The organism is Pygmaiobacter massiliensis, from assembly GCF_900199435.1.
In the GTDB taxonomy this organism is placed as follows: domain Bacteria; phylum Bacillota; class Clostridia; order Oscillospirales; family Ruminococcaceae; genus Pygmaiobacter; species Pygmaiobacter massiliensis.
Window position 1 is genome coordinate 41,741 of record NZ_OAML01000002.1, and the last position, 17,941, is coordinate 59,681.

The window sequence follows — 17,941 nt, forward strand, 5'->3', positions numbered from 1 at the left end:
CAGCCGCGCTTGCGGCTAAAAATGAAAGGAGGAGCGGTATGCTGCAAATCTCAGGGCTCAGACTTCCGCTTTCTGCAACCGAGCAGGACGCGCTGGAAGCTGCCCGCAAAAGGGTAGGGCTTTCTGCCTCGTCGGTTGTGTCTGGCGGTGTCAGTAAAATTTCGGTAGATGCGCGCCACGGCAAGGTGTGCTTTGTGTACGGTGTGCTGCTCACTCTCCAGCCGGGGCTGGATGAATCTAAATTTATCGGTGTTCCCGGTGTTTCGGCAAGGCAAACGAAGCCGCTGGTTATTGGCCGCGGCAGCAAAGCGGCAGGGCAGCCTGTGGTTTGCGGGCTTGGTCCGGCGGGGCTTTTTGCTGCGTTGCTGCTGGCAAAGCAAGGCGCAAGGCCCATTGTGTTGGAGCGAGGCCCTGCCATTGAAGAGCGCGCGGCTAAGGTAGAGCGATTTAACCTTACTGGCGAGCTGGACGAAAACGCTAACATTCAATTTGGTGAAGGCGGCGCCGGAACTTTTTCAGACGGTAAACTGGTTACCCGCATTGGTGACGAGCGGTGTGATTATGTGACAGAGGTGCTGTTGCAGCACGGTGCACCGCAAGAAATTGCCCTGCGTGCAAAGCCGCATATCGGCACCGACGAGCTGCGCGGCGTGATTACCTCAATTCGTAAAGAGATTGAGGCACTTGGCGGTGAAGTTCACTTTAATACCAGGCTGACCGGGTTGCTGACGGCCAACGGCCGACTGACCGGCGTTGCTACCACAGCAGGTGACATTGCCACTGAAGTATTGGTGTTGGCAGTAGGGCATTCCGCGCGCGACGTATTTGAATTTTTGCCGCGCTACGAAGTAAAGATGGCAGCAAAGCCGTTTTCAGTTGGTTTTCGCGTAGAGCATTTGCAGCGCGAAGTAGACCGCGCACTTTACCACGAGGCCGCGGGGCACCCCGCATTGCCGCCGGGGGAATATCAACTTTCTACCCACGTAGGTGACCGCGGCGTTTATACTTTTTGCATGTGCCCGGGTGGGCAGGTGGTCGCGGCAGCGAGTGAAGCAGAACACCTTTGCACCAACGGAATGAGCTACCATGCGCGCGATGGAGAAAATGCCAACGCAGCAGTTGTGGTAGGCGTGCTGGACAGTGATTTTAACGGCGACCCGGCGAAAGCGATTGCATTTCAGCGTGAGCTGGAAGCACGCGCTTATAAAGTGCATGGCGGCTATGTCGCCCCGGCAGAAAACGTCCCCAGCTTTTTGCGGGGGGAAGGGCAGCTTTGCGTTGGCAGTGTCTGCCCCACCTATCCGCGTGGGGTGGCTGCGGCTGATCTTGGCAGCCTGTTACCCAATCATTTAACGCGCGCTTTGCGTGAGGGCATCGCCCGTTTTGAAAAAAAGCAAACCGGCTTTTGTGCACCGGATGCTATTTTGACAGGGCTTGAAACACGCACCTCCAGCCCCGTGCGTATTGCGCGCCGTGCAGACACCTGCAGCGAAACAATCGAAGGCCTTTACCCCTGTGGCGAAGGCGCCGGTTATGCCGGTGGCATCGTTAGTGCTGCGGTGGATGGCCTGCGTGTGGCACAGAACATTCTCGAGACTTATTCTTTCTCTTAAAAGGCAGTTTGCCGGTTAAGGGTTATCATAAAAAGGAAGATTATCATCATGGTTTATCGCTCCTGGCTTGTGAACAGGCCTGACAAAACAGCATCTAAAACGTTGAGCAAAGCCACCGGTGCTCCGCCGCTGGTGTGCGACGTGCTTCTTTCTCGCGGACTCGACACCCCCGAGGCAATCAATCGTTTTATTCGGGAAGAGCCACCGCTTTCTTCACCCAGCCTGCTTAAGCAAATTGACATTGCGGTGGAGCGTATCCATGCAGCGGTGGATGCGGGTGAGAGAATCGCGGTGTTTGGGGATTATGACGTCGACGGTGTTTGCTCCACCGCATTAATGTACACCTACCTCGAAAGCATCGGGGCAGAGGTTTACTATAAACTCCCCAGCCGTGCCGACGATGGGTATGGGCTTTCTAAAGCGGCAATCGACCTGATTGCATCCAAAGGCATCACGCTGGTTATTACGGTGGATAACGGCATTTCGGCTTATGAAGAGATTGCATATGCTAAAACATTAGGTGTAGATGTGATTGTCACTGACCATCATCTGCCTCCGCAGAAGCTGCCCGATGCAGTGGCAGTCATCGACCCATTGCAAGAAGGGGACGAAAGCCCCTGCAAAAGTCTGGCAGGGGTTGGCGTTGCATTTAAAGTAATTTGTGCCATCGAGGGCTGTGCACCCGAGGATTTAATGCCTTATTACGCGGATTTTGTCGCAATTGGTACTGTGGCAGACATCATGGCATTGACCGGAGAAAACCGTATTATGGTGCGGCACGGCATTCAGCTGTTGCAGCAATCAGAGCGTCCAGGTCTGCGTGCGTTACTTGATGTCAGCGGGTTTACCAATAAAACAGTTACCGCCGAAAATGTCAGCTTTGCCATTGCTCCCCGCATCAACGCGGCGGGGCGTATGGAAGATGCAACGGCGGCACTACGCCTGCTGTTGACCGAAGAAGAGGAAGAGGCAGCAGCTCTCGCGCGCCGTTTGGATGAATACAACCAGGCACGCCAGAAAACAGAGCAGGAAATCGTGCAGGGCATTGTAGACCGCATTGCTACCGATGATGTGCTGAAAAACCGCCGCGTGATTGTGGTGTGGGGCGAAGGCTACCACCCCGGCGTTATCGGCATCGTGGCCAGCCGTTTGGTAGAGCGTTTTGGTCGCCCGGCTATCGTATTTTCGATTGATGGCGATGAGGCAAAAGGTTCTGGCCGCAGCGTAGCTGGTTTTTCGCTTTATACCGCAATTTCAGCATGTAAAGAAATACTGGTACGGTATGGCGGGCATGACCTGGCAGCCGGCATGTCCGTAAAACGCGAAAATCTGGTTCGTTTTTCCGAGATGATTAACGAATTTTCGGCGCGCGAATTCCCGTTTATCGGAGCGACCCCAATTAAAGTGGATGCTCCCGTAGAACTCGGCGATATCACGACCGATGACGTTGCAGGGCTGCGCTACCTTGCGCCCTATGGCAATAGCAACCCTTCTCCGGTATTTTTGCTTGAAAATGCGACCCTCGAGGCGGTTTATCCCATCTCGGACGGCCATCACTCCCGGCTGCGGTTGCGGCAGGGCGGGGCACAACTGTTTGCGGTGTTATTTGGCGTTTCACCCTCGGCACTTTGCTACAAGCCCGGCGATAAGGTTGAAGCGCTGCTTTCGGTTTCTATCTATGAAGGGCCTTCGGGCGCCCAAATTTCCGGCCGTGTGCGTGCAATTCGCCCGGCGGGTATCGGTAACGATTACGTACAGTTTACCGAACTTTACCGCGCTTTTTTAGGCGGCGTGCCGCTGACCCGCGAACAAAAAGATATGATTTTGCCCACCCGTGAAGAGACCGCGCTGGTTTACCGCATGGTACGCACTGAGGGCATTTTTGCAGAGGATTTTTGCCCCTGCTTTATAAAACTTGCGCCGTTAAATGCGGGTAAGATTATGGTGGCCCTGCGCGCGCTGCGTGAGCTGGGTCTCATTGAAAAGACCGATGTTAACGGTCAGGCGAAATATACCGTCAGCAAGACTTCAGAAAAATGCAACCTTGCAGACGCCCCTATACTGAAAACGCTGATGGCGGACTAATGCCAAAGCGTGCGGCGCAAATGGCGCCCAAACGAGGTGATTTTGTTGGAAGAACTCATAACCTATGATAAATTAAAAACGCTGATTGCGGACTCTGGCCGCAGTTATGACCTTGCGGTTATCGATAAGGCCTATGCTCTGGCAGAAAAAGCACACCGCGGTGTTGCAAGAAAAAGCGGGGAACCCTACATTACTCATCCGCTGAATGTAGCGGCTTTGCTGATTGACCTTGGGCTTGATACGGAAAGCATTGCGGCAGCACTTTTGCACGATGTGGTAGAGGACACCGAGGTCAGCCTCGCCAATCTTAAATCTGAATTTGGTGAAGAGATTACTGCGCTGGTGGATGGCGTAACGAAGCTCGGCAAAATTACCTTTTCGACGATGGAAGAACAGCAGGCGGAAAACCTTCGTAAGATGCTGCTCGCCATGAGTCAGGACATTCGCGTCATGCTGATTAAGCTGTGCGACCGATTGCACAACATGCGGACGATGGACGCTATGCCGGAGCAAAAACGGCGTGACAAAGCACTGGAAACGATGGAGGTTTACGCCCCCATCGCGCACCGTCTTGGCATGAATAACGTGCAGGAAGAACTGGAAGACCACAGTTTGCAGTATCTGGATCCTGTCGGCTATGGTGACATCACCCACATGCTTTCGCAGAATGGCGGCGCACATCAGTTTGTACAGGATTTGGCAGACTTGATTCGCGAACGGCTTTCGGAAAATGGCATCGTCGATGCACAGCTTTCCAGCCGAATTAAATCCGTTTATGGCATCTACCGCAAAATGTTCATCCAGAACAAAGAATTTGCGGAAATCTATGACGTTTATGCGCTGCGCATTATCGTAGAAAACGTGGGCGAGTGCTACAATGCACTGGGCATTATCCATGATATGTTCCACCCATTGCCAAATCGGTTTAAGGACTATATTTCCACCCCAAAACCGAATGGCTACCAGTCGCTGCACACTACCGTGCTGGGCCATCAGGGGATACCCTTTGAGGTGCAGATTCGCACTTGGGAAATGCACCATACCGCAGAGTACGGCGTTGCTGCCCACTGGAAATATAAAGAGGGCATTCGCGGCGCAGATAAGCTGGAAGAACGGCTGGCCTGGGTTCGCCAGCTGTTAGAAAGCCAGCGCGATTCTGAAGATGCAGTCGATTTACTGCGCAATATCAAATCGGAGCTTCTGCCCGAAGAGGTGTTCGTATTTACACCGCGCGGTGACGTAATTAACCTGCCCACAGGCGCTACCGTCATCGACTTTGCTTACGCGATTCATTCCGCAGTTGGCAACCGCATGACTGGCGCGAAGGTCAACGGCAGAATTGTGCCGATTGACCATAAAGTTGTTACCGGCGAGATTATTGAAGTTTTGACCGGTGCAAAAGATAAAGGCCCTTCGCGCGACTGGCTGTCTATCGTCACCACAAGTGAAGCGAAAAATAAAATTCGCAGCTGGTTCAAAAAGGAACGGCGAGAAGAAAATATCCTCGAGGGTAAAACGGCGCTGGACCGCGAAATGCGGCGCAATCTCGTCACACTGCCCGAAGACAAATACGTCTCTTTTATGGAGGACATTGCCCGACGCCAGCGCATGAACAGTGCGGAAGAAATGTACGCTGCCATCGGTTATGGCGGCCTTCAAGTTTCGCGGCTGATGCCTAAAATCAAAGAGGAATATACAAAACTTATCAAAGCCAGCGACCCGGTGGAAACCTTCCAGCTGCCGATGAAAAAGCAGAAGAGCAGCGAGGGCGTTATTGTGGAAGGACTGGATAACTGCCTTGTTAAATTTGCAAAATGCTGCAACCCACTGCCGGGCGATGCTATCGTAGGCTTTATTACACGTGGCTTTGGCGTGTCGATTCATAAAAAAGACTGCCCCAATGTGCAGATTGGCATGAATTTGGACGACAACAGCCCGCGCTGGGTAAAAGCCTGGTGGGCAGATGGCGTGAAAGAGAGCTTTAAATCCACGCTTGAAATTACTGCGATGGATCGAGAATCTCTGATTGTTGATGTTTCCAGTTCGCTTGCCAATATGAAGGTGCCCATCTACTCTTTTGTGGCGCGCCAAACGGCAGACGGCCGCAACAATATCACGGTTACTGTGGGCATCAGCAATATCGACCACCTTGGGTCGGTTATCACAAAGCTTAAAAAAGTCAAGGATGTAGTCGCGGTGAACCGCCTGTAACGGCATGCCGCGCGGTGCGGGCGGAAGACCCGTAGCGCATGATTGCAATAGGAAAGGGAATACCGAATTATGAAAGCTGTACTGCAGCGCGTAAAAAACGCGTCAGTCACCATCAACGGCGCAGAGACCCACACTATAGGGGAAGGCCTTTTGATTTTGCTGGGGGTTGCCGCCACCGATACACTGGACGATGCGAAGCTGCTTGCCAGAAAATGTGCCGAGCTACGTATTTTTGAGGATGAAAACGAAAAGCTGAACCTCTCTGCCCTCGATCTTGGATATGACATTATGATTGTGAGCAATTTTACGCTGCAGGCGGATACCAAAAAGGGACGCCGCCCCAGCTTTATTGCTGCCGCAAAACCGCCGCTTTCGGTAGAAGCATACGAGCTTTTCATCCAGTGCGTGCGAGAGGCAGGAATCTCCAAGGTGGAAACAGGAGAGTTTGGCGCAGAAATGCAAATTGCACTCGTCAATGATGGCCCGGTTACGCTGGTGCTGGATACCGAAGAGTGGAAGCGAAGCTGAATATTCTGCCTAAGAGGATAATCGGCGCCAGTGTAATGCGGTGCCGATGGTCAAGAAAGGAATAATAATATGAAGATTTTTCATTTAAATGCACCCGGCCCATATTACACAAACAGCTTCTTGCTGATTTCAGATGCCGGGAACGCCGTGATTGTAGACGCTGCCGCTGATTCTAAACTGTATCTGGGCGCGCTGAAAAAAAACAGGGCAAAGCTGGTTGCCATTTTGCAGACGCATGGTCACCACGACCACGTAGGCTCGATTGATGTACTGCGCGACGAAACCGGCGCAAAAATGTACATTGCCCGCGGTGATGCCGAGCAGTTCGGCCTCTCTGCCGATGCATTTTTGACCGATGGCCAAAAGCTGAAGTTTGACGAGATGGAATTTACGGTCATTGCAACCCCCGGGCACACCCCGGGCAGTGTTTGCCTGCGCTGCGGCGAATATCTTTTTACCGGCGACACGCTCTTTTGCGGCGACATCGGCCGTACCGATCTGCCCGGCGGCAGCTTTACTCAAATTCAAGAATCGCTTCACAAGTTATGTGAAGCAGTGCAGGACGATCCGCAGGTACTGCCCGGTCACGAGATGTTCTCGACGATGAAACAGGAGAAACTGCACAATCGTTACCTGAGATAATTGCGAAAGGGGGTTGCCTTATGCAGCTTTATATCGACGGCATGCCCTCGATTTACGAAACCGAAAATGTGACACGCTTATTTTTGCGTCAGGTCACTGTAACAAGCGGATTTCCGCGCGCAAAAGATGACATTATTGTAGCGCGCGCCGGCAAATACCGCTTGCTTTGCGCAGTGCGCAGCAAAGGCCAATGTCTTGTTCGCACAGCACCGGCGGAAGCGGGCGAAGAGCAGGAATTTGCATTGGCACGTTTGCTCTATGGTCTGCTGAGTGAATTTACCGGCGCATGCCCACCATGGGGTGTATTAACCGGTGTGCGCCCGGTGCGCCTTGTGCACGAGCGCTGGAACCGCGGAGGAGACGATGCTGCGGTACGTGAAGAGTTTCGTATGAAATTTCTCGCGTCAGAGCAGAAAACTGAGCTTGCCCTCGCTACGGCACATGCGCAGCGCCCGATTATGGATGCATTGCCGCCACACAGCTGTAGCTTATATATCGGCATTCCTTTTTGCCCCTCTAGGTGCAGCTATTGCTCGTTCGTTTCCCGCACCATCGGCAGCGAAAAAAAGCTGGTAGCGCCCTATGTAGAAAAACTCTGTCTTGAAGTTCGCGACATTGCAGGGTATATCAGCAAGCTGGGGCTGCACCTTTGCACCATTTATATTGGTGGAGGTACGCCTACCTCGCTTTCTGCGGATGAGCTGCGTATGTTAATGGGCACGGTGCGCGAATGCTTTGATATCGGCGCACTCGAAGAATACACCGTTGAAGCGGGACGCCCTGACTGTACCGATTTTGAAAAGCTTGCCATATTGCGTGAATATGGGGCGACTCGTATTTCCATCAATCCGCAGACCCTTTCGGATGAGGTGCTGGCCGCGATTGGACGCAAGCACACGGCAGAAGATATTTATCGCTGCTATGAAGATGCGCGCCGAGCTGGGCATAACAATATCAATATGGACCTGATTGCCGGGCTGCCCGGAGATACCGTAGCAGGCTTTACGCAAAGTCTGCAAGGGGTCATCGCGATGGAACCTGAGAATATCACGGTGCATACGCTTACGTTAAAGCGCGCTTCGAATCTTGTAATCGACCACGCAGAAGACAGCTACGAAGACGTTGCGCGGATGGTAGAGAAAAACAGCTTGCTTACGGACGCAGGATATTTGCCCTATTACCTCTACCGGCAGAAGGGTACTTTGCAAAATCTTGAAAATACGGGCTTTGCAAAACCTGGGTTTGAAGGACGGTATAATATCTACATCATGGAAGAGCTGCACAGTATTTTTTCGGCCGGGGCAGGCGGTGTAACAAAGCTGCTCGCACCGGATACAAAGCGCATCGAACGGGTATTTAATTATAAATATCCGCAAGAATACATCAGCGGGTTCGATACAATGCTGAAGCGAAAAGAAAGGATTGAGAGCTTTTATGCCAGCCATTTGGATTCCGAAACGTCTTGTTGACATTGGTCTTGTCAACACTGCGGCACAAAGCCCCGAAAGCTTTGTCCGCCATTGTGAGATTGAATATGAAAGCCGTGTGCGCGCTGCCGCTAACGAGGTGCACGAGTCCGGCTGCCGCGTTGTTATGCTCACCGGCCCTTCTGCTTCGGGCAAAACCACAACAGCACACAAACTGTCTCAGCGCATTCAAGAGATGGGGCAGCCTTCCTGCGTGATTTCGCTGGACAATTTCTTTAAAAACCTCGATGAATATCCTCGCTTGCCCGACGGCACAAAGGATTACGAGAATATCACGGCCATTGATGTGCCGCAGATTGTGAAAAGCCTTGGCGAAATTATCAAGCAGGGGCATACAAAAATCCCTGATTTCGATTTTCTAAGCGAGATGCGCAAAGAAGAGTGGCTTGATATTTCGGTAGGCGAGGGCGTAGTAGTGGTAGAGGGCATTCATGCGCTGAACCCGCAGTTGACTGACACGCTGCCCCGCAACCAAATCTACAAGATTTATGCAGGCCTGCGGGAAGAGTACGCGCTGAAAGGCCAACGCACCCTTTCTACCCGCGAAATTCGGCTTGCACGCCGTCTTGTGCGCGACTATAAATTCCGTGGACACAGCCCGGAAAAAACGCTCGAGATGTGGCCTGGTGTTTGCTCAGGCGAAGACCGCTTTATAAAAGTGTTTAAGCCGGAGGCTGATTTGCTGCTGGATACTTCGTTCAGCTACGAAATCTGCGCGCTGGCACCGCTGGTGCGAGAAACCTTCGAAGCTGTTGCAGAAAACAGCCCGGCGCACGACCGGATTGCGCAGCTGATGCTGGAATTTGCGCCTTGCCGCTCAATCAGCCTCGACCTCATTCCGAAAAAGTCTATGCTGCAGGAATTTCTCAGCACCAACTAGTCCGCCGCATTGCGCCATTGGCGTGTTGCATAAATTGGAAGAGAACGTTTTTTACTATATTTAAGAGAACAGAAAGAAGGGGTATTATGTCCGAATTCGACAAATGGCTCGCTATGGGCAAAAACCTTGCCAACCGTGCAGCAGACACCGCGGGCGAAATCGTCACCAAAGGCAAAGAGAAAATTGACCGTGTAGCGCTGGAAAACCAGCTTTCGAAAGCACAGCGTCAACTGGGCGCGCTGGTCTATTCGCTCAAAAAGTCCGGCGAAGAGAATGACGACTTGATTAACCACTATGTAGAAGTGATTGCTGCGGTAGAAGCAAAGCTGAATGAGCAGGAAGCTCAGGAAGCAGAAAAATACTGCGTTTCCATTTGCCCCTCTTGTGGCGCGGAGGTCAGCAATGAGGCCGGGTTTTGCGCTCGTTGCGGGGCAAAACTTGACTAGTTCCAAGCCAAAATTCTGGTATGTAACAGGGGCGGCACCTAAGCCGCGCAAAGCGAATCGCTCTGCGGCGGCTTTGGTGCCTGCTGCAAATGCAGAAAAAGCCCATCCAAGTCCGGATTAAGCCGCAGTAAACCGGGCAATATCCTTAAAGTCAAGAGAGAAAATTTCACGCCGAAAAAGAATTTATTCAAATTCTCTTTCATTTTTGTGAAAACTGCTTGTCTTTGCCGAAAAAACGCGCAAACCCTTGCAACAGGCGGCTTTTTGCGGTATCATAGTAACATGTTTCAAATCGTACAAGTCGCATTTAAATCACTTTTTTGCATCGAAGGAGCCATATACTATGGAGTTTTGTCAAAAAGAAAACTACACGATTGCAGATTTGTTGACGATTGTTGCATTGCTGCGCGACCCTGACAATGGATGCCCGTGGGATAAGGTGCAAACCCACCACACAATTCGTATGAACTTTATTGAAGAGACCTACGAAGTGGTGGATGCCATTGACGCAGAGGATACCGAAGGTCTTTGCGAAGAGCTGGGAGATATTCTGCTTCAAGTTGCTTTGCATACCCAGATGGAAGAAGAGCAAAATAACTTTAGCTTCAATGATGTCTGTGATGGCATCTGCAAAAAGCTGATTTATCGACACCCGCACGTTTTTGGCTCGGTAGAGGCAGATTCAGCCGATGAAGTGCTGAAAAACTGGAACGAGCTGAAAAAGACGGAAAAGAACCAAACGACGGTAACCTCACAGTTGAATGCTGTGCCGAAAGCGTTTCCGGCGTTGATGCGGGCGTCAAAGATTCAAAAACGAGCTGGCGCACTGGGGCTTGACTACCCGGATGCCGCCACCGCCCTGCAGGACCTCGAAAGCGAGCTGAAAGAGCTTGCAGCGGCCCAAAGCCGCGACGAGAAAATGGACGAGCTGGGCGATGTGTTGTTCTCGGTAGTGAACACCGCGCGCATGATGGGCATTGACCCCGAACTTGCGCTGACCCGCTCTACGGACAAGTTTGCCTCCCGCGCGAAGGCAGTAGAAACGATGGCCTCACACCAGAGCGATTCGCTTTCTGAGCTTTCACCTGAGCAGCTTGATGCCTTTTGGCAGCGCGCAAAACAATGTTTTCCCTAGAGCAAGGTGCTCTCAAATGATAAAATTATTCTATTTATTTTCTGGAGGTTATTATTATGACAAAAGCAGATCTGGTCGCAGCAGTTGCAACCGAAGCTCAGCTCACCAAGAAAGATGCAGACAAAGCTGTTTCCGCAGTTCTCGACGCTATCACTGAAGCACTCGTGAAAGGTGACAAAGTTGCTTTGGTTGGCTTTGGTACTTTTGAGACCCGCAAACGCCCGGCTCGCACCGGTCGTAACCCCCGCACCAAAGAGACCATCGAAATCCCTGCAACCACTGCTCCCGCTTTCAAAGCTGGTAAAGCTCTGAAAGACGCTGTTGCGAAATAAGAGAAAATAACACAGATAAAAAGGACAGGCTTAGGCCTGTTCTTTTTTATATGTAGTTTTTTAGTTAGCTATAACTATTTATAAAATGCGGCAAAGCCAATATCTTTTGAACCCGAAAAACAAAGATAAGATAGAGGAGAATTTGTTTGACAAAAAACACAAAACTGGTATAATATGACTTATATATAAAATACGTTGACCGGGAAAAGTAAGACCCTGTGCAGGTGCCAGAGAAGGGAAGTCATTGGCTGAAAGCTTCCCCCACAAAGCCAGAGTACGAAATGCACCCGGTAGTACAGACAGGGAAAGGCGAGTTTTGCCTAGTATCTGGCTGCGGGATGCCCCGTTATCGGCAAAAGAGTTAAAACCGAAGTGGAACCGCGGAATATTTCGCCTTCGTCTGTGTAAAACAGAAGAAGGCGTTTTTTTATTTTAGCGGTCTTCGGCCTGATTCGAAAGGAATGGTTTTCAATGAAGATTTTTAACACACTGACCCGTCAAAAGGACGAGTTCATCCCCATCAAAGAGGGCGAATACCGCATTTATGTTTGCGGCCCCACGGTTTACAACTTTATTCATGTAGGCAATGCCCGCCCGGTTTGCGTGTTCGATACGCTGCGCCGCTATCTCGAGTTCTTGGGCAATAAGGTCTACTATGTGTCTAACATTACTGACATCGACGATAAAATCATCAAAAAAGCAAACGAAGAGGGTACAACCTACGATGTGATTGCCCGTCGATATGAGCAGGAATATTTCACCGACTGCCGAGGCCTTAACGTAAAGCCTGCGACCGTACACCCGCGTGCAACAGAGCACATTGACGAGATTCTCGCCATTACCAAAGATCTGGTAGATAAAGGCTTTGCTTATGTGGCAAACAACGGAGACGTTTACTTCCGTGCGCACAAAGACCATGACTACGGCAAGCTCTCCCATCAGCCGCTGGAGGACCTTGAGGCGGGTGCGCGCATTTCGGTGGGTGAAATCAAAGAAGACCCGATGGATTTTGCTGTGTGGAAGTCTTCTAAGCCCGGCGAGCCGGCATGGGCATCTCCGTATGGCCCGGGCCGTCCCGGCTGGCACATTGAGTGCTCTGCAATGGCACGCCGCCATCTTGGAGATACCATCGACCTGCACTGCGGCGGTGTCGACCTGGTTTTCCCGCATCACGAAAACGAGATTGCCCAGTCCGAATGCGCAAATGGCTGCACCTTTGCAAACTACTGGATGCATAACGGCTTTTTGAACATCGACAACCATAAAATGAGCAAGAGCCTCAACAACTTCTTTACCGTGCGCGATGTGGCAGAGCAGGTTGGTTATGAGCCCATTCGCTTCTTCCTCATCAGCGGCCACTACCGCAGCCCGCTCAACTACACCAAAGAGGTTATTGAAAGCTGCAAAGCCAGCCTCGAGCGTCTGTACACCTGCCGCAACAATCTTGATTTTGCCATGGGAAACGCAAGCGGAGAAGGCAAAGAGCTGATTGCAAAAGCAGAAGCAGCGAAGGCTAAATTCATCGACGCGATGGACGATGACCTAAACACCGCAGATGCCATCGCAGCTGTGTTTGAGTTTGCGCGCGAGATTAACACACTGTCGGCAAGCGAGAGCAAAGAATCGCTGCAGGCTGCCGCAGATATGTTTGATTCTCTGACCGGAGTGCTCGGCCTTCTTTACAATCGCAATACTGATGACGTGCCGGAGCATGTTAAATCTCTGGTTGCAGAGCGTACCGAAGTGCGCAAGGCGAAAAACTGGGCTCGTGCAGATGCCATCCGTGATGAGCTTGCCTCGCTTGGTTATGTGGTAGAGGATACCGCATCCGGACCGAAAATTGTTAGAAAATAACCTCGCTTTTGCGAACTTGCACTTTGCAAAAAGAGGTAGGAGAACATTATGAGAATCGATAAATTTTTAAAAGTATCGCGCCTGATCAAGCGTCGTACTGTTGCCAATGAGGTGGCTGACGCAGGCAGAATTATGGTCAACAACCGTTTGGTAAAGGCAAGTTACCAAGTAAAAGAAGGCGACGTCATCGAAGTCACGTTCGGCCAAAAGCCTGTTCGCGTAAAGGTGACTAGCATTACACCACCCACAGGCAAGGATGTTGCCCGCGAAATGTACGTGGTACTGGAGGACGAAACTCCAGTCCAGTAGCCAAATCTGCGTCTTTCTTCTACAATTAAGGCACATTGGCTTACTTTATGGCATAAAAGCAAAAAGACTGGCAAAACACTTTACAGTGGTTTGCCAGTCTTTTTTATTGCTGCAAAAAACATTTACATAAAGCAGCTACACCAGCTGATAGTGTAAGCCATGCACAGTGCAGTAAAAATAGAGTTTGCCATGGCCTAGGCGAGGCATACGGAACTGCAATCCCCACTCAGGATATTGCTTGATGACGAGCAGTTTGTCTCCGCTTACAAAAGCGGCAAAAGAGATGAAATGTTCTTTTTTCATTTCATGCTCGCAAGAGACAAAGTATTCATCTTCAATAAGCTCCAGATTTAAAGCGTGGTGTTCATCTGCCTTTTGCGCGGCGAGAGGTGATAAAATTTGCCCACAGCAGCAGACCTGTGCCGGCGCGGTTGCAGTTAGTAAATTGCCGCATTTAGGACAAACGTAAAATTCTGTTTTTTTCATATTTCCTCCAACTGGTTCAGTGGCAAGAGAGGTGCCGCATAACAATGTTTCAATAGGGGTGCCGAAAAGGCGTGCCAGTTCCGGCAAAAGTGAAATATCCGGGCAGCCCAGACCACACTCCCACTTGCTCACGGTTTTGTCGCTAATATTAAGAATATCCGCAACGGCGCGTTGGGTTAAGTTTTTTTCGCGGCGCAGATGCTGAATCAGCGCCCCGGTTTTGGTGCAATCCATACGAAATTCCTCCCTTTCTGACATCAGTATAGCGCAGCGTCTGCGCTTGTGCAATCCACGAAACGTAGAGTACTGATTCTTTTGAAATCCAGCATGGGGAACATTGGGAAAGTGCAACGCTTAAATTTTGTGTGGAGCAAATTTAAAAATGCTGTTTTATGCAAAAGCACAAAGCAGCATTTTTCTATCAATATTTCGATAAAATATCTAACCCGCCGCAAGGCGCCGACAGGTCATATCGGATTATATTTCTTCAAATTGCGAGGCAGGAACGCCGCAGATGGGGCAAATGAAATCCTCCGGCCAGCCCTCAGGACCGGTTTCGGTAATATCGCCACAGATTTTGCAACGAAAGCGTCGTTTTGCTTTTGGTGTAATTTCTTCAAACTGGTCAGCGCCTACGCCGCAGATGGGGCACTGGAAGTCCGCTGGTAGTCCCTCAGAGCCTGTTTCAATGGTTTCATTGCAGATTTTGCAGCGGAACACACGCGTGCCGGATCCAGATGTCGCAGACGGCTCAGAGGTCGGCGGGACGGTGGCTTCTAACATGCCAGCAGCGCCTAAATCCTCATGGCGGTCAAAATAGATGGTATGTAATATGGATTCGGCAAGCGGGGAAAGGGGTTTGCCGTAAAATTCGCGGTACACTGCGATAATGTCCGGATTTTCATAAGAGCAGCGCACTGCCATGGCATCGTCCTTAGAGTAAAGTCCGACAATTCTTGCAGCGCGCAGTGCATCACCTTTACCTTCGCGGTCTTTCGGCTGCCCACCGCCGCCAATGCAGCCGCCGCGGCAGGTCATCACTTCGATAAAGTCAAACGGAGCTTCGCCCGTTTTTATCTGCTCGAGCAGTGCTTTGGCATTTGCCAGCCCGTGGGCGATAGCAATGCGTACCGGCACACCACCAATTTCCAATGTAGCCGATTTGACACCTTCCATACCACGCACCGGGCTAAGATGATACAAATCTTTTGGCGGAGTTTCGCCGGTAACGAAATACCAGGCAGTGCGTACGGCTGCTTCCATCACGCCGCCCGTATTGCCGAAAATAATGCCGGCACCACTGCCGCGGCCAAGCAGCGAATCATATTCGCTTTCTTGCAAAGCGGTAAAGTCCACCCTCGCGGCCTTCAGCCAGGCGGCGAGCTCACGGGTGGTAATGATATGGTCCGTATCGGGCACAGGGGTGCGGCCATCCTGCAGCGCGGCAGCGCACATCTCCCGACGCCGGACTTCAAACTTTTTGGCGGTGCACGGGGTCAGCGCGACATGAACAATTTTAGTCGGGTCAAGGCTCCGCTGTTTTGCAAAATAGGTTTTGACGGTCGGCCCTTGCATGCCGATAGGGCTTTTTGCAGTAGAAAGATTCGGAATAAAATCCGGGTAAAATGTTTCTATAAATTTGACCCAGGCCGGGCAGCAGCTGGTAAACTGCGGCAGGGGACGGCTTTTCTGTGTTACACGCTCTACCAGCTCGCTCGCTTCTTCCATAATTGTCAAATCAGCAGAAAAGGTGGTGTCCAGCACATAATCAAAGCCGAGAGCGCGTAGGGCAGCCACCATTTTGCCTTCTACATAGCTGCCGGGCTCCATTCCAAATTCTTCACCGAGCGCTACGCGTACCGATGGCGAGGTGCTCACCACAACGATTTTGTCAGGATCCTGAATGGCGGACCACACTTCGCCCCACTCCGGACGTTCGGTGATGGAATCGGTAGGGCAGACGTTGGCGCACTGCCCACAGCCCACACAGATGGGCAAGTCTCGGCAGCTCGCAAGGTCGTAATATTCACCCACGGCAATTTCGTCATGGCAAACTCGACGACATGCGCCGCACTTAATGCACTTTTCTTCATCACGAAGAATCGAAGGATTTTCGCTGTCAATCGGCACGCGAATGCTAGGGGAAAGATGTTTACTCATAAAAACCTCCAAAACAATCTGGCATCAATTCTCTATTGATAATTGTTATCATTTAGATTATATTCCATTTTTTAGATAAGTCAATCCTAAATAAGCGACTTTTTGCATAAGATGAAATGAAAAGGAGTGGTCGTATGCAGCAAGTGAAAGAAAATATCCCTACTGTGCCGGCAGCAAAACATAATCTGATCATCGAAAATCGTACAAACCTGACTGCGACCGGTATTTTGCGCGTCATCAGCTATGATGAAAATGGCGCAACCGCCGAAACCGGGCAAGGGATTTTGGTAATTGGCGGTAAAAACCTCAAAGTCAGCGAAATGTCCTGCCAGAGCGGTGAGCTGAAGGTACAGGGCGAAATAGAGTTTGTCCAGTATGAAGCCACACGTCAAACAAAAGGTGGCTTTTTGGGCAAACTGATGCGCTGATGATTCCACAGGTTCCGCAGCAGCTGCGGATGCTCGATGCCGTTTCGGCAGCAGGGCTGGGGCTTGCCCTGGCCCTGTTTTATGATGTGCTGCGCTTTTTTATTCCGCGCGGTAAAATACGGCTTTTTATCTGCGATTTTCTCACCTTTGGCATCGCGGGTATGTTGCTGATTAGTTTTGCTGTTTCACACAGTTATACCGGTGTATTTCGGTGGTATATGGCGCTGGGTGCCGGTGCAGGGTACGCAGCCTATCTTTGGGGAATTGCCCCCTTAACCGCGCGCCTTTTTTCTGACATTCGCTTTGTGTTAAAACTGCCTGGGCGCTTTGTTTTTCGTTATATTTTGAAACCTTTGGGGGTATCTCTGCACAAGTGCACGGATAAAATCAAAAAAAGGTGTGCAATAAAGCGTAAAAGTAAGCGTAAGCACTTGCGGAAAGAGCAGAAAGTGTTGTATAATTCTAATTAATACTACTGGGTAAGGGCGTACTATGCCCAAATGGCCGGTCGCAAAGAGAGAAGGGAAACCATGGCGAAAAAGCAAACAAGCGGCACTCGTTCGCGGCTATTGCTGCGCATTGGTGTGTTTGCGCTGATTGGTTACCTTGCGGTTACTTTGGTTGTCAGCCAGGTGGACATTATGGTCAAGCGTCAGCAGCTTTCGACCTTGCAGCTTTCCATTCAGCGTCAGGCGCAGCAAAACACAGAATTGCAGCGCCTAATCGCATCGGGTGATGAAAAAGCTTATATCGAACGCATTGCACGTGACCGGCTTGGTTTTGCGGCCCCCGGAGAACGCGTTTTTATTGATATTTCAGGCAAATAAAGCACAAAAGGAGTAGTTTTGATTCAATGGCAGTAGAGGTAGGGAGCATTTTAGAGGGTAAAGTCACAGGCGTTAAAAATTTCGGCGCATTTGTAGAGTTGCCCGGCGGCGCAGGCACTGGTATGGTGCACATTTCCGAGGTTTCCAATGAGTATATCCAGCAGCTTTCTGATGTTTTGCACGAAGGTCAGCAGGTAAAAGTAAAGGTGATGTCGGTTTCTCCCGAAGGAAAGATCGCACTTTCCATCAAACGCACTGAACCAAAACCGCGCCCGACTCGTGCAGATACCGGCCGCACTTGGCAGCCGAAATCAGCGGCACCTCAGGGCGATTTGAGCTTTGAGGATATGATGTCTCGCTTTAAGTCTCAGAGCGAAGAAAAGATTTCCGATCTTCGCCGTGTGACGGAAGCACATCGTGGCGGTGGATACTCTCGCCGTAGATAAAATCAATAAGTTTTGCTAAAGACAGGATGGTACAGTGCTGTACCATCCTGTCTTTGCATGCATTTGTGGATT

General features: G+C 50.8%; 18 protein-coding genes. 16 read left to right on the forward strand and 2 right to left on the reverse strand.

The window, feature by feature from the left end:
- The first annotated feature begins 38 nt into the window (after positions 1–38).
- From C1A11_RS00190 to C1A11_RS00245, 12 genes are all read left to right on the forward strand, one after another.
- On the forward strand, positions 39–1,613 hold the full coding sequence (locus C1A11_RS00190) for an NAD(P)/FAD-dependent oxidoreductase (protein ID WP_102048420.1): 1,575 nt from the start codon (positions 39–41) through the stop codon (positions 1,611–1,613).
- A 48-nt stretch (positions 1,614–1,661) separates the two neighbouring features.
- The gene (gene recJ / locus C1A11_RS00195; RefSeq protein ID WP_102048421.1) at positions 1,662–3,698 is read left to right on the forward strand and encodes a single-stranded-DNA-specific exonuclease RecJ; all 2,037 of its coding nucleotides are present in this window, start codon (positions 1,662–1,664) and stop codon (positions 3,696–3,698) included.
- A 36-nt stretch (positions 3,699–3,734) separates the two neighbouring features.
- The gene (locus tag C1A11_RS00200) at positions 3,735–5,909 is read left to right on the forward strand and encodes a RelA/SpoT family protein (protein ID WP_341458110.1); all 2,175 of its coding nucleotides are present in this window, start codon (positions 3,735–3,737) and stop codon (positions 5,907–5,909) included.
- Positions 5,910–5,978: 69 nt separating this feature from the next.
- The gene (dtd, locus tag C1A11_RS00205) at positions 5,979–6,437 is read left to right on the forward strand and encodes a D-aminoacyl-tRNA deacylase (protein ID WP_102048422.1); all 459 of its coding nucleotides are present in this window, start codon (positions 5,979–5,981) and stop codon (positions 6,435–6,437) included.
- A gap of 69 nt (positions 6,438–6,506) precedes the next feature.
- Positions 6,507–7,079: an MBL fold metallo-hydrolase gene (locus tag C1A11_RS00210; RefSeq protein WP_102048423.1), complete on the forward strand. Its 573-nt coding sequence runs from the start codon at positions 6,507–6,509 to the stop codon at positions 7,077–7,079.
- Between the two features lie 20 nt (positions 7,080–7,099).
- The gene (gene hemZ / locus C1A11_RS00215) at positions 7,100–8,548 is read left to right on the forward strand and encodes a coproporphyrinogen dehydrogenase HemZ (protein ID WP_102048424.1); all 1,449 of its coding nucleotides are present in this window, start codon (positions 7,100–7,102) and stop codon (positions 8,546–8,548) included.
- Complete coding sequence (locus C1A11_RS00220) at positions 8,514–9,446, forward strand: uridine kinase family protein (protein ID WP_102048425.1); 933 nt, start codon at positions 8,514–8,516, stop codon at positions 9,444–9,446. Before hemZ ends, C1A11_RS00220 begins: the two co-directional genes overlap by 35 nt.
- A gap of 86 nt (positions 9,447–9,532) precedes the next feature.
- Entirely contained in the window at positions 9,533–9,892 is a 360-nt protein-coding gene (locus C1A11_RS00225) for a zinc ribbon domain-containing protein (RefSeq protein ID WP_102048426.1), read from the forward strand.
- A gap of 343 nt (positions 9,893–10,235) precedes the next feature.
- Positions 10,236–11,027 carry a nucleoside triphosphate pyrophosphohydrolase gene (gene mazG, locus C1A11_RS00230; protein WP_102048427.1) on the forward strand — a complete coding sequence of 264 codons (792 nt, stop codon included), beginning with the start codon at positions 10,236–10,238 and terminating at the stop codon, positions 11,025–11,027.
- A 56-nt stretch (positions 11,028–11,083) separates the two neighbouring features.
- Positions 11,084–11,359 carry an HU family DNA-binding protein gene (locus C1A11_RS00235; protein WP_102048428.1) on the forward strand — a complete coding sequence of 92 codons (276 nt, stop codon included), beginning with the start codon at positions 11,084–11,086 and terminating at the stop codon, positions 11,357–11,359.
- A gap of 471 nt (positions 11,360–11,830) precedes the next feature.
- Positions 11,831–13,213: a cysteine--tRNA ligase gene (gene cysS / locus C1A11_RS00240; RefSeq protein WP_102048429.1), complete on the forward strand. Its 1,383-nt coding sequence runs from the start codon at positions 11,831–11,833 to the stop codon at positions 13,211–13,213.
- Between the two features lie 48 nt (positions 13,214–13,261).
- Positions 13,262–13,522: an RNA-binding S4 domain-containing protein gene (locus C1A11_RS00245; protein ID WP_102048430.1), complete on the forward strand. Its 261-nt coding sequence runs from the start codon at positions 13,262–13,264 to the stop codon at positions 13,520–13,522.
- Between the two features lie 135 nt (positions 13,523–13,657).
- On the opposite strand, the gene C1A11_RS00250 is transcribed toward C1A11_RS00245, so the two are convergent.
- Positions 13,658–14,242: a helix-turn-helix domain-containing protein gene (locus C1A11_RS00250; protein WP_102048431.1), complete on the reverse strand. Its 585-nt coding sequence runs from the start codon at positions 14,240–14,242 to the stop codon at positions 13,658–13,660.
- A 243-nt stretch (positions 14,243–14,485) separates the two neighbouring features.
- A complete protein-coding gene (locus tag C1A11_RS00255; protein ID WP_102048432.1) occupies positions 14,486–16,168 on the reverse strand; it encodes a [FeFe] hydrogenase, group A in 1,683 nt (560 codons plus the stop codon).
- Between the two features lie 134 nt (positions 16,169–16,302).
- Between C1A11_RS00255 and C1A11_RS00260 the strand changes: the two genes are divergently transcribed.
- From C1A11_RS00260 to C1A11_RS00275, 4 genes are read left to right on the forward strand one after another with little or no spacing between them, the layout of a single operon-like run.
- Complete coding sequence (locus C1A11_RS00260) at positions 16,303–16,596, forward strand: YabP/YqfC family sporulation protein (RefSeq protein WP_102048433.1); 294 nt, start codon at positions 16,303–16,305, stop codon at positions 16,594–16,596.
- Complete coding sequence (locus C1A11_RS00265) at positions 16,596–17,066, forward strand: spore cortex biosynthesis protein YabQ (protein ID WP_102048434.1); 471 nt, start codon at positions 16,596–16,598, stop codon at positions 17,064–17,066. The genes C1A11_RS00260 and C1A11_RS00265 overlap by 1 nt, the downstream gene beginning before the upstream one ends.
- Positions 17,067–17,126: 60 nt before the next feature.
- Entirely contained in the window at positions 17,127–17,423 is a 297-nt protein-coding gene (locus C1A11_RS00270; RefSeq protein WP_180950182.1) for an FtsB family cell division protein, read from the forward strand.
- Positions 17,424–17,449: 26 nt separating this feature from the next.
- A complete protein-coding gene (locus C1A11_RS00275) occupies positions 17,450–17,869 on the forward strand; it encodes a S1 RNA-binding domain-containing protein (protein ID WP_102048436.1) in 420 nt (139 codons plus the stop codon).
- Positions 17,870–17,941 lie beyond the last annotated feature (72 nt).

What these genes read in the sequence shown, in the direction of transcription:
- C1A11_RS00260 (WP_102048433.1), top strand. Translation starts at nt 16,303, where the DNA reads ATGCAGCAAGTGAAAGAAAATATCCCTACTGTGCCGGCAGCAAAACAT.
- C1A11_RS00235 (WP_102048428.1), top strand. Translation starts at nt 11,084, where the DNA reads ATGACAAAAGCAGATCTGGTCGCAGCAGTTGCAACCGAAGCTCAGCTC.
- C1A11_RS00225 (WP_102048426.1), top strand. Translation starts at nt 9,533, where the DNA reads ATGTCCGAATTCGACAAATGGCTCGCTATGGGCAAAAACCTTGCCAAC.
- C1A11_RS00220 (WP_102048425.1), top strand. Translation starts at nt 8,514, where the DNA reads ATGCCAGCCATTTGGATTCCGAAACGTCTTGTTGACATTGGTCTTGTC.
- C1A11_RS00250 (WP_102048431.1), bottom strand. Translation starts at nt 14,242, where the DNA reads ATGGATTGCACCAAAACCGGGGCGCTGATTCAGCATCTGCGCCGCGAA.
- C1A11_RS00190 (WP_102048420.1), top strand. Translation starts at nt 39, where the DNA reads ATGCTGCAAATCTCAGGGCTCAGACTTCCGCTTTCTGCAACCGAGCAG.
- C1A11_RS00245 (WP_102048430.1), top strand. Translation starts at nt 13,262, where the DNA reads ATGAGAATCGATAAATTTTTAAAAGTATCGCGCCTGATCAAGCGTCGT.
- C1A11_RS00210 (WP_102048423.1), top strand. Translation starts at nt 6,507, where the DNA reads ATGAAGATTTTTCATTTAAATGCACCCGGCCCATATTACACAAACAGC.
- C1A11_RS00255 (WP_102048432.1), bottom strand. Translation starts at nt 16,168, where the DNA reads ATGAGTAAACATCTTTCCCCTAGCATTCGCGTGCCGATTGACAGCGAA.
- hemZ (WP_102048424.1), top strand. Translation starts at nt 7,100, where the DNA reads ATGCAGCTTTATATCGACGGCATGCCCTCGATTTACGAAACCGAAAAT.
- C1A11_RS00265 (WP_102048434.1), top strand. Translation starts at nt 16,596, where the DNA reads ATGATTCCACAGGTTCCGCAGCAGCTGCGGATGCTCGATGCCGTTTCG.
- cysS (WP_102048429.1), top strand. Translation starts at nt 11,831, where the DNA reads ATGAAGATTTTTAACACACTGACCCGTCAAAAGGACGAGTTCATCCCC.
- recJ (WP_102048421.1), top strand. Translation starts at nt 1,662, where the DNA reads ATGGTTTATCGCTCCTGGCTTGTGAACAGGCCTGACAAAACAGCATCT.
- C1A11_RS00275 (WP_102048436.1), top strand. Translation starts at nt 17,450, where the DNA reads ATGGCAGTAGAGGTAGGGAGCATTTTAGAGGGTAAAGTCACAGGCGTT.
- dtd (WP_102048422.1), top strand. Translation starts at nt 5,979, where the DNA reads ATGAAAGCTGTACTGCAGCGCGTAAAAAACGCGTCAGTCACCATCAAC.
- C1A11_RS00270 (WP_180950182.1), top strand. Translation starts at nt 17,127, where the DNA reads ATGGCGAAAAAGCAAACAAGCGGCACTCGTTCGCGGCTATTGCTGCGC.
- mazG (WP_102048427.1), top strand. Translation starts at nt 10,236, where the DNA reads ATGGAGTTTTGTCAAAAAGAAAACTACACGATTGCAGATTTGTTGACG.